The sequence below is a fragment of the Rothia sp. HMSC08A08 genome (assembly GCF_001808385.1).
GTDB classification, from domain to species: domain Bacteria; phylum Actinomycetota; class Actinomycetes; order Actinomycetales; family Micrococcaceae; genus Rothia; species Rothia dentocariosa.
Genome location: NZ_KV793078.1, coordinates 223,890 through 235,328, shown reverse-complemented (window position 1 = coordinate 235,328; position 11,439 = coordinate 223,890). Strand labels below are relative to the sequence as shown.

Sequence of the window (11,439 nt, the reverse complement as noted above, 5' to 3'; positions counted from 1 at the left end):
CGCGGGGGGGGGGTAACAAAAAATCTGGTACCGTCCGCCCAGACTTTGGCGTCAAGGTCAATGGGTTGCTTGTTGGTCACGTTGAGCTGAAAGCTCCCTCAAAGAGCATTGACCCAGCAACTTTTACTAAGAAAAGTCATGAATATAAACAGTGGCAGAAGCTTAAGAACCTGCCAAACCTGCTCTACACCAATGGTCGCGAGTGGAGACTCTACCGGTATGGTGCGTTGGTACCGGTCACGACTAGCGGTCATGAGAGCGAAATCGCCTATATTCACACTTCCGATTTTGTAAAACATAAGGGACCGTTTACCGCGACCCCATCATTACAGGGTATTTTACAAAGCTTTTTATTCTGGGAGCCTAACCCCATCACTAGCGCGGATAAACTAGTGAAAACCTTGGCACCTTTAGCCGTCTTGCTACGGGAAGAGATTCTGTTGGGTTTAACCGCGCAGAAGAAAGTCCATGAAGCCGCTAAAAAGAGGGCAAAAGACCAAGGGCACGATGAACCCGTACCGCCTTCACTCATCGGACTACGCACCGATTGGCGTGAGACTTTATCTCCAGGTGCTACTGATGAGGAATTTGCTGACAGTTTTGCGCAGACTGTGGTCTTTGCACTTGTTGTAGCTATTTCGGAAGGCCTAGAACTCGACATTAATACTCTGCACTATATGGCGAACAGGCTAAAGTCCAATCATGGATTGCTGGGTAATGCACTGAATCTGCTCACAGACCATCTTGATGAAGACAGCGCCTTACACAATGTACTTGCGATTATTGTACGAGTGCTTTCGGTAACCTCATGGAAACACATTTCGGGCGGTAAAGCAGATGTTTATCTGCATCTATATGAGCACTTTTTGAGTATCTATGACCCGGAGCAGCGCAAGAAAACTGGCAGTTACTACACCCCAGTCGAAGTTGTCGATCAAATGGTTCGACTCACCGATCAGGTATTACGCCAGTATCTTAATAAACCCCACGGGTTTGCCGATAAAGGGGTCTCAGTGATCGACCCGGCGATGGGTACCGGAACCTATCCTTTGGCTGTTTTGCGTGCAGTCGCTCATGACGAGAACCTTGACCCCGGCGACCGCTCGGATGCCCTAACCCGTTTAGCCAAGAACCTCTATGGTTTTGAGCTGCAATCTGGTCCTTTTTCGGTAGCAGAACTTCGTATCTCAGAAACTTTGCGTGGCCTGGGAGGTGAACTGCCTGAGGAAGGGCTGAACCTTTATGTCACGAATACATTGGGTAACCCGAAGGCGCGCAATCGCCCGATGACAGGGAATACTCTGCGCCTGCTGGCTGACCAATCGAATCGTGCGAATAGGGTAAAACGTGAAGTACCTATTCAAGTGTGCATTGGTAATCCGCCGTATAAAGATAAAGCAGAAGGAAAAGGCGGATGGATAGAAGATGGTGGTTCAGCCGAAAAACCACTATTAGATGATTTTCGTGCCGCCGGAATGGGGAAATATGAGTATGTTCTGAAGAATCTTTATGTCTATTTTTGGCGTTGGGCATTCTGGAAGGTTTTTGAGAATTCACGGCGTGATTTCGAGGATACCCTCAACCGTGCGGGTGTAGTCTGTTTCATTACTGCTGACGGGTACTTGAGCGGCCCCGGCTTCTCGGGCATGCGCGAATATATTCGCCGTAAATCTAGCCGAGGGTGGATTATCAACGTGACTCCGGAAGGTAAACGTCCTCCGCAGAAGAATGCTGTCTTTGCGATTGAAACTCCGGTCACTATCGCGCTTTTTGTGCGAGAGCCGGATACTGACGAAAATACTCCAGCTGGCCTAAAATATATTGCTTTGCACGGTACCTTCCAACAGAAAATGGAGGCACTAGCGAAACTAGATCTGCGCTCTCCTGAATTTACTGATGTGCGTTCGGGGTGGAGCGATAAATTTATGCCAATAACTGTGGGAGATTGGGATAGTTATCCTGAACTTCCTGATTTTTATGCCAGTCGATTCCCCGGCGTGAAGCCGAATAAAACCTGGGTTTATGCGCCGTCAGAGTCGGTTCTGCAAGAACGCTGGAATGATTTAATTACTGAGGCTCCTCTAGAATCAGATAAACGGAGACAACCTAAACAAAAGGAAGAAGAACTAGAAAAACGGCGGATTAAGTTTGTAGAAAATCGAGATAGTTCAATCTTTAAAGGTAAGTCTTCTCTTCCTGGTAAGGATACTGCTCAAGGTACAGAACGTTCGTTGGAAGAGCAGCTTAAAGATGCTCAGGATTTACGCTTAGTGCCGCCATCTGTGCAAGTTAATTATCGTTCTTTTGACCGACAGTATTTATTGTCAGATCCGAGGCTTATGAGCACTCCACGCCCCAAACTCTGGGAACACCGCGTACCAGATCAAATCTTTATTGTTGAGCAGCACGCACGGAATCCTCAAAAAGGACCAGGGCTATATTTTAGTGCCCTTATCCCCGATATGAATGCTTTTAATAATCGCGGCGGCCGAGTACATCCTGCTTTGAATACCGCTAGCAAGCCTAACCTCACGAGCGCAGCAGAACGCTTACTCACTGAAAACTTTGGTGAACACGCCCCCACAGAGCTGGTGTACTACCTGGCAGGGGTGACCGGACATCCTGGGTATGTGCGTACCTTCGATACCGAACTGCAACAGGCAGGCATTCGCGTACCGCTCACCTCAGATGCAGAGCTATGGTCTCGCGCGGTACAACTGGGTAAGTATGTGGTGTGGCTACATACCTACGGTGAACGCGGTGAACCTCTTCCAGGTATGACTCGGGTCACCGATAAATCGACTGATGGACTGTACTCCATGCCCGTGTACGAAAAGAGTATGCGTGGGGCTATGCCCGAAAAGAAACCCGCCTTTACACCGGGTGAAGATGACAATCACGGTGAAATAGATTTTGGTGCCAGCCGGTGGAGCAACATCAAAAAAGCGGTTTTCGATTACACTGTGGGAGGTCAGCAGACTATCGGTCTTTGGGCTAAGTACCGCTTGAAGAAACCTATCGGTCGTAAGAGTTCACCTCTTGACGATATCGTGCAACAGAGCTGGCCGAGTGAATGGACCACAGAATTCAAGGAACTTCTGTGCGTTCTCACCCACCTGGTGCATTTGGAACCAGCGCAGGAAAAACTACTTGCCGATATCCTTGCGGGCGACCTTATCCCGCGTGAAGAATTCATATCTGAGGGATAGCCCAACCGCGAAATTGTTGAGGCGATCCGCGCCCAGATTCGCAGCTAAAGCTCGCCGCCGACAACTAAAGTAATCACTGTAAGTCGTACACTTTGCCGCATATCGTACGGTTAAACCCTACGAAGATGCAGCAAAGTGTACGACATATGTCGGCTCAGTCCGCTATGAAGACGGCGCCGTCTCCTTGACCTGCTTCCGTTTCTTCGTCAGCTCTTGGCGTTTGCGGTCTTTACGCAGTTTTTCGCGGGCCTGGGCGCGCAGCTCGCGTTCCAAAACATCGGTGGAAGGATGCCGCACAAACTGGCTGTGCGCCCCGTCAATAGGCTTCACACGCTCCCGAATCTTCTCACTCTGCGCCGCCAGCGCGCGCCGCGATGCCGCCGTGAGCGCATCCCGAGAGGTACCCCCGCGAACCCCCACGTGACGATGCGGAGTAAACAGCACCGCCGCACCGCGCGGCACACCGCGGTAGTCGGCAAACGATTCGGCATCCACGTTCAGGCGTTTCGCCATAACCTCAATCGCGGGCGGGTTCTGATCCACGCACACGAACCTGCGCCCCAATGCCGCCGCAGCCGCACCGGTGGTACCGGAACCAGCGAAGAAATCAAGCACCCAGTCGCCCGGGCGTGATGAAGCAGCAATCATCCGCTTGAGCAGACCCAGCGGCTTCTGCGTGGGGTACCCGGTCTTTTCCTTACCCGTGGGCGAAACGATCGTATGCCACCACACATCGGTGGGGAGTTTTCCGCGTGCCGCTTTCTCTTCGGTCACCAGACCGGGTGCCATATAGGGTTCACGGTCTACCGCATCCGCATTGAAGTAGTATTCCTGCGGGTTCTTGACATACATCAAGATATTGTCGTGCTTAGTGGGCCAGCGCTTTGTCGATTTTGCGCCGTAGTCGTAGGCCCAAATGATCTCGTTGATAAAACAATCGCGCCCAAAAATCATGTCGCACATGACCTTGGCGTAGTGAACTTCACGCCAATCGAGGTGCAGGTAGAGGGTGCCATCCTCTGTGAGCAGACGGTGAGCCTGCCTAATACGCGGCTCTAAGAACGCCCAGTAGTCCTCAAAAGCATCGTGATAACTCGCAAGGGTTTGCAGGGCACTCGTGTAGCTTTTGCCCTGAAATCCGGTACGATTACCGTTGCCTTTACCCTGTTCTTCGCCTTCTGCAGCGGGGGCAGTTTTGAGGGTACGCCGAGTTTGAGTTTTGCCGGTATTAAACGGCGGATCAATGTAGATCACAGTGAACGAGGCACTTGGAAGCTCGCTCAGATACGCCAGATTATCGGCCTGAACCACCAGCGATGAACCATTCGGATCGAAAACTGGAACATCGCCGGTACCCGACCGTTTGGGCACAGATGTATCGGCGGAGGATACTGATTCGCTCACTCGCTATTTACTCCTCACCCGATGCGGTATCAGACTTTTTTCGACCCGCTTTCTTAGCTGCAGTCGAGTCTGCCTTGCCCATATTCCCGGAACGGCGACGGCTGCGGCGGCGCGACGAGCCTTGAGAATCTGTTTTCTCAACCGAGCCATCCTTAGCAGAGCCGGATTTCTTAGCCGATTTTTTCTCGGCGGATTTCCCCGCGGTTTTCTCGGTACGCGTCTCAACGGCTTCACCCTCAACGCGTCGGGTGCGGCGGCGCGGGCGGCGTTCACGTTTCGGCGCAGTATCCTTCGAAGATGAAGCCTCCCCGCGCTTTTCGGACTTTGCCTTGCGAGAACCGCCGCGGGAGCCGCGGGATTTAGAACCGCGCGAACCTGAACGCGAACCCCGAGAGGAACGGGAGCTACCCCGTGAAGAGCGCGATTCGCCATAATCATCAAGGTGCTCCGCATCCAAACCTTCGAGGGTCTGCTCGGAACGCGGCAGGCGACCCTTGGTGCCCGGCGGAATATCCAGGTCGTAGAACAGATGCTCAGAAGAAGAATAAGTTTCCACAGGATCGGAAACGCCCAGATCGAGCGCATCGTTAATGAGGCGCCACCGGGCAATATCCTCCCAATCCACGAAGGTTACGGCGGTACCCTCGTGGCCCGCACGACCGGTACGCCCGGTGCGGTGCAGATAGGTTTTCTCGTCTTCGGGCACGCGGTGGTTAATCACATGGGTCACGTCTTCCACATCAATACCGCGGGCCGCAACATCGGTTGCCACCAGAATATCTACCTTGCCGTTGCGGAAAGCACGCAAAGCCTGCTCGCGAGCGCCCTGGTTGAGGTCGCCGTGCAGGGGAGCGGCGGCGAATCCGCGCGCAATAAGCTCATCGGCAACACGCGCAGCATCGCGCTTAGTCTTCGTGAAGATCACGGTGCGTCCCCGCCCATGAGCACGCAGGATGCGGCCGAGCATTTCGTCCTTATCCATATGGTGCACGCGGTAAACCACCTGACGAATCGAGGCCTTGGTCTTGGCGTGATCTTCCGGGTCTGCCGCGCTAATATGCATGGGCTTAGTCATGTATTTGCGCGCCATCGTGATCACCGGGCCAGGCATTGTCGCGGAGAACAGCATGGTCTGGCGGTCGGTGGGTAGGTATCCCATAATTTTTTCGACGGAAGGTAAAAAGCCTAGGTCGAGCATCTCATCGGCCTCATCTAACACCACCGTCTTAACCTGAGTGAGGGTGAGCGCACCGTGCTGGTACAGGTCGATCAGACGTCCGGGAGTGCCGACCACAACTTCCAGTCCCTTGGTGAGTTGCTCGACCTGAGGCTCGTAGGGAACACCGCCGTACAGGGTTGCCACGCGAGCATTGCGCAGTTTAGAGGCTACCGCTAAATCGTTACCCACCTGAATTGCAAGCTCGCGGGTGGGTACCAAGATAAGTGCCTGAGGTGCCCCCGGCTTCTGCAGTGAACCCCACTGATCGTCGTCACGGCCCACCACACGCTGAATCGTGGGGAGACCGAACCCGAGGGTTTTACCGGTACCGGTTTTTGCCTGCCCAATAATGTCATGCCCGGCGAGTGCGACCGGCAGGGTCATTTCCTGGATGGGGAAGGGGCTCACAATGCCCACAGCGGCGAGTGCATCGCTAATATCTTGGCGGACCCCAAAATCGGCAAAGGACTTGGGGGAAGACTGTGGTGTTGAGGAAGGCTGGGCCTCATCGGTCGTCGCGTTTTGAGCGTCGGTCATCTCATATCTTCCTGCCCTGATCGGGCGGTTTGCGCCGCACCCGTACCTGTGCGTGAGTGTGCACAGGTGTTATGCCGTGTAGCTGCCCAAGTACTGTGCTGTGGGGAGCACGGTGTGTTCACAACGCCGGGCTGGCGCTAGGTGAAGGAAGCCGATCGCGGGAAATTCATATTCCGAAGCCGAGCTCTTGAAGATGTACCTGCTGTAAAAGAACTCAGGCTCTCGGAAAGACGCGGTGTCTGGTATATCAAGAACGACCGGGCATCCACTTAACCCTTAAATCTTAACCCGTCTTGGCGTCAGATGCACCCTTACAGGTCGATATGTCGAGTATGCCTACTATCATTAGGAATGCTCGAAGCCCGCATTCATACGGCAAAACCATGAATGCGAGCTTCGTAAAAATTATTGGGTGTACCCCTGCTGTTAGGCGCCGACACCGAACCCAACGCGGCGCTTCTCTTCGGAGCCGAGCTCAACATAACCGATCTGCTCACCGGGTACGAGGGTGGTTGCTCCCTTATCGTCGGTGATTTCAAGGAGGGAACCGTTCGTAATGGCGTCGGCTACCTTGGTGCGGATAGTCTCTACGCTTTCCTTGGTTTCGAGCGTAACTTCGCGGCTAATGTGACGAATACCAATTTTGATTTCCATGATGACCCTTCAAGCCGTCAGCGGTGTTTTCTTCTGGATTTAGTGTACCGTGCCTGCCAGGCGGATGCCGTAAGGATGCGCGCATGATTCGCCTGTGGCTTAGGGCTGCGGTGGAATAAAGCGCAGCGTGCAGAAGATTATCCCGCAATTAGCGGTCGTCGATGGTGATTCCGTAGAGCGTTTCGAGCGCCGCAATGTAGTCGGAGGTTCGCCCCTGGGTTGCGAGCTGTTTCGCGCGTATCGTGGGGGTGTGCAAAAGGGACTTCACCATGCGGCGCATTGCGAGTTCGAGCTGCTCGGTGGCGGCTGTACAACCGAATTGGCTGCGTACCTTATCGAGCTCTTCGTCCAGCACCTCCATAGTATGAGAACGAAGCGCCACGATCGCCGAATCAATATTGCGGGTCTTTTGCCGTGCAGCAAAGGCCTGAGTCTCAGACTCGACGATGCGCTCGGCGGTAGCGACCGCCTCCTCAGTTTCTTCGGGGGCTGCCAAGCGCACTGACTCTAAGGTAATAAGCTCCACCTGCGGCAGATCCGCAATAGCGGGGTCAAAATCTCGGGAGAGCGCCAAATCAAGGATCGTATGATGCCCCGGTGGAATTTCGGCGGGGGAGAGCGAGTCAGACCCGCCCGAGCAGCCAACAATCACATCCGCCTGTTCCATGGCCTTATACGTTTCACCTTTGGGAACCGCGCGAACATCGCGTTTTGCGGCAAACTCCGGGGCACGGCCCGAACGGGAGTTAACCCAAATGTCTTCGCATCCGCGTTCACGCAGGGCTGCAATAGTAGCACCCGCGTAGGCACCCGTTCCAAAGACGAGAGCACGGCGGGTTTTCCAGTCTTTCTCAGCGACCGCATCCGCCAAATCCAGGGCGACCGAGACGATTGAGCGTCCCTGTGATCCGATAGTGGTGTGCTGCCCAACCTGACGGGCAGTGTGTGCCGCATGCTCGAAAAGCTGTACAAGCTCCCCAGGAACCGTGCCTTCTTCTTGGGCGTAGGCAAGTGCACGGCGCACCTGCCCGGCGATTTCGCGCTCGCCGACCACGGCGGACTCCAGCCCTGATGCCACTGTAAAGAGATGTTTGGCGGCCTCAAGGTTTTCGTAGATTTCAAAACTGCCCGCAATAAGCTCTGCATCGAGCTCAGATTTTTGCGCAATCTCGGCGTAGAGCATATCGCTAACGGGACCTAAATGCTCGGCCACTGAGAGCTGCACATAAATTTCGAGGCGGTTGCAGGTTGCCAGCACAATAGTGCCGGTAACGCCCAAGTTTTGCGCGGTTTCGGTACGAAAAAGCTCGGGTATGCCAGCTGCACCGTTGCTCAGTAGAGCGACGGTGGTGAGATCGATGATCCTGTGTGATGCAACAAATGAGTACGTAGCCACTAGACAATAATCATAAACACATTTTTAGTCGGTGAGTGTAACCTAACGTGAGCTGGCTCCCAATAGTGTGAGTTTGTGTGAAAAGGTCCCGAACTATGCCCAGCAAGGCCCAGCAAAGGACCGGTGTATAAAAACTTAGGGTAAATAAATTTTGAGATAGCTAAAACAGGTTTAAAAATAAGGTAACCCTACACCAAAATTTACACGGGTTATGAAGCAGCACTTTATGACACCGTGTCATAAAAACAGGCGCGAAAACCTGTCAAACTAGAGGGTATGACCGAAACCCAGCAGCCTCAGCGAGCCGCCAATGGTGCAGATTCTCAGCAGTCGCGCTCTACGGTGGGTGCTCACCCGAGAGACCGCCAGCGTGATTTGCTGACCGAGGCGCAGCTGTCGCGCCTGGATGCATCCCACCCGCTGCGTGCCGCTCAAACCGCCGATTCTCCGATGCTGCGGGCGCTCACCGGGCGCGCGTCTGAGCATCGTCCGGTCTGGTTTATGCGCCAGGCGGGGCGTTCGCTGCCCGAGTACCGCAAGGCGCGCGAGGGAATTCCCATGCTGGATGCCTGTTTGACACCCGAACTTGCCGCCGAGATCACCGTGCAGCCGGTGCGCCGTCACAAAGTCGATGCCGGTATTTTCTTCTCGGATATCGTCATCCCCATGAAACTCGCGGGCGTGAATGTCGATATTGTGCCTGGTCGCGGTCCCGTACTCGAACATCCCGTGCGCACGCTTGATGAAGTGCGTTCCCTGCCCGAACTGACCGATACGGCACTTGACCCTATTCGTGAGGCAGTCGCAGCAACCGTCGACATGCTCGGTTCCACCCCTCTCATTGGTTTTGCGGGTGCACCTTTCACCGTTGCCGCCTATATGGTTGAGGGCGGTCCCTCCCGCGATCACCTGCGTCCCCGCACTATGATGCACGCCGACCCTCTCGCTTGGGGGGAGCTGGCGCAGTGGGCCGCGCGCACCTCGGGGCAGTTTTTGCGGGCACAGATTGAGGCGGGCGCATCCGCTGTGCAGCTCTTCGACTCTTGGGCGGGCTCGTTGGGCGAAGCTGACTACCGCCGGTATGTGCAGGAACACTCCGCCACCGCCCTGGGTATGGTGGAAGAATTTGGGGTGCCGCGCATTCACTTTGGTACCGGGACCGCCGAGCTGCTGCCCGCCATGCATGAGGCTGGTGCCGATGTGATTGGGGTGGACTACCGCCTGCCCCTTGATGAGGCAAACCGCAGGCTCAACGGCGCGGTGCCGCTTCAAGGGAATATTGACCCCGCGCTTTTAGCTGCAGGGCGTGAGACTCTATATGCTCACGCGGATGAGGTACTCGCCGCCGGGGCGAGCGCCCCCGCCCATATCGTGAACCTGGGGCACGGGGTACCGCCTACAACGGATCCGCAGGTGCTCACCGATCTAGTGACATATCTTCACCAACGCACTCGACGCCCATAAAACGGATACTCTTAAGAGAGGCAGTTAGAACCGAAACATTAACGGGGATGAATATGGTACATCAGCACAAGAATCATCATGCACCAAGCGCCATCGTAGTCGGCGGCGGCATTTCTGGGTTGTTGGCGGCGCGTCGTCTTACCGATGCCGGAGTGAACGTGACCGTCCTAGACCAGAATGATTATCTGGGAGGCGCCCTCGGCGCGCATAAGGTAGCCGGTTTGGTGCTAGATTCCGGTGCGGAATCCTATGCGACCCGAACCCCAACCGTGACAAACCTCGTCAAAGAGCTAGGTCTAGGTGACCAGATTGTGCATCCTAACTCCCACGGTTCATGGCTGTATCTGCCTCAGGGTGCCCGAAAGACCCCGAGCACTGGAATTATGGGCATTCCCGGTGATCTTTCCGATAAATCTTTGGCCGGTGTGCTCGGTAAAAGCGGTTTGCGCCGCGCCCGTATGGATAAGGTTCTGCCTGCTTCGGTTGGAGCCAACGCAAAGACGCTGGGTGAACTAGTACGTGCCCGTATGGGTAAAAAAGTACTCGATAACTTGGTTGCGCCCGTGGTCTCCGGGGTGTACTCGACCCACCCGGATATGCTCGATATTGATGCCGTTATCCCCGGCTTACGCGAAGGGCTGAAAAAGCATAAGTCCCTAGCTGCCGCTTCCGCCGCGATACGCGCTCAAGCACCCGCGGGTTCCCAGGTCGCCGGACTTTCTGGGGGCATGCACCTGTTGATCGAACAGCTTATCGAGAAGATGCCCGCACCCGTGCGGTACATTCCCGAATGCGGCGTGATCGCGGTGGATCGTGACCCCATCACTAATGAATGGGTGGTAATTCGCCGCCGCAGCGACGGTGAGAAAGCTGCCTCGGTGGGTGCCGATTATTTGGTGATTGCTACCGATGGTTCCACCGCTGCGCGTCTGCTCGGACCGCATATTAAGGGAAGTTCTCTGCCTAATATTGACCCCGGTCCCGAGGTTGCTCTTGTAACGCTCGTTGTCGATCAGCCCGCGCTTAACTCGAACCCGCGTGGTACGGGTCTGCTGGTTTCCGAAGCCGTGACGAATGTGCGCGCCAAAGCACTCACCCATGCCACCGCTAAATGGGCGTGGGTAGCCGAAGAGGCAGGCAAGAACCGCCACGTGGTGCGACTTTCCTACGGCCGCGGGGGAGAGCAGAGTACCTTCTCTGACGTTTCTCTTGACGAAGACCAACTGATCACCCTCGCCTTGCGCGACGCCTCGAAACTGCTCGACGTGCCCATTACCGCCCAAAATCTGGTGGATGCAGATGTTGTTCGCTGGAACGGCGTGCTGCCTCTCTCAACGCCCGGATACCGCGAGCGTGTGCAGCTTTTCCGTGAACGCGCGGCAGAACTCGATACCGTCTGCACGGTTGGTTCGTGGGCCGCAGGTTCCGGACTCGCCGCCGTAGTGCGCGATACTCAGGAACAGCTGGATCAATTCATCGCACACATAACACAAAAACGCGCCTCGAAGTGACGAAGATACTTGCGGCTGCCCGCGCAGTGCAGGCACCGTGTTAAC

General features: G+C 55.2%; 7 protein-coding genes. 3 read left to right on the top strand and 4 right to left on the bottom strand.

Annotated elements, in window-relative coordinates; genetic code table 11:
- Positions 1-65: 65 nt before the first annotated feature.
- Positions 66-3,209, top strand: coding sequence for a type ISP restriction/modification enzyme (locus HMPREF3164_RS08565; protein ID WP_141744121.1), 3,144 nt, complete (start codon positions 66-68; stop codon positions 3,207-3,209).
- 162 nt (positions 3,210-3,371) lie between these two features.
- On the opposite strand, the gene HMPREF3164_RS08560 is transcribed toward HMPREF3164_RS08565, so the two are convergent.
- From HMPREF3164_RS08560 to HMPREF3164_RS08545, 4 genes are all read right to left on the bottom strand, one after another.
- The gene (locus HMPREF3164_RS08560) at positions 3,372-4,613 is read right to left on the bottom strand and encodes a DNA-methyltransferase (protein WP_141744120.1); all 1,242 of its coding nucleotides are present in this window, start codon (positions 4,611-4,613) and stop codon (positions 3,372-3,374) included.
- A gap of 7 nt (positions 4,614-4,620) precedes the next feature.
- On the bottom strand, positions 4,621-6,369 hold the full coding sequence (locus HMPREF3164_RS08555; RefSeq protein ID WP_004005104.1) for a DEAD/DEAH box helicase: 1,749 nt from the start codon (positions 6,367-6,369) through the stop codon (positions 4,621-4,623).
- Between the two features lie 426 nt (positions 6,370-6,795).
- Positions 6,796-7,023, bottom strand: coding sequence for a DUF3107 domain-containing protein (locus HMPREF3164_RS08550; protein WP_004005102.1), 228 nt, complete (start codon positions 7,021-7,023; stop codon positions 6,796-6,798).
- Between the two features lie 148 nt (positions 7,024-7,171).
- Positions 7,172-8,419: a glutamyl-tRNA reductase gene (locus HMPREF3164_RS08545; RefSeq protein WP_070450464.1), complete on the bottom strand. Its 1,248-nt coding sequence runs from the start codon at positions 8,417-8,419 to the stop codon at positions 7,172-7,174.
- 276 nt (positions 8,420-8,695) lie between these two features.
- Between HMPREF3164_RS08545 and hemE the strand changes: the two genes are divergently transcribed.
- A complete protein-coding gene (gene hemE / locus HMPREF3164_RS08540) occupies positions 8,696-9,883 on the top strand; it encodes a uroporphyrinogen decarboxylase (RefSeq protein WP_070450461.1) in 1,188 nt (395 codons plus the stop codon).
- Positions 9,884-9,930: 47 nt separating this feature from the next.
- Entirely contained in the window at positions 9,931-11,394 is a 1,464-nt protein-coding gene (hemG, locus tag HMPREF3164_RS08535) for a protoporphyrinogen oxidase (protein WP_048754187.1), read from the top strand.
- Positions 11,395-11,439 lie beyond the last annotated feature (45 nt).

Bases quoted from the DNA above. Each gene is read 5' to 3' on its own strand.
- HMPREF3164_RS08555 (WP_004005104.1), bottom strand. From the start codon at position 6,369: ATGACCGACGCTCAAAACGCGACGACCGATGAGGCCCAGCCTTCCTCA.
- HMPREF3164_RS08550 (WP_004005102.1), bottom strand. From the start codon at position 7,023: ATGGAAATCAAAATTGGTATTCGTCACATTAGCCGCGAAGTTACGCTC.
- hemE (WP_070450461.1), top strand. From the start codon at position 8,696: ATGACCGAAACCCAGCAGCCTCAGCGAGCCGCCAATGGTGCAGATTCT.
- hemG (WP_048754187.1), top strand. From the start codon at position 9,931: ATGAATATGGTACATCAGCACAAGAATCATCATGCACCAAGCGCCATC.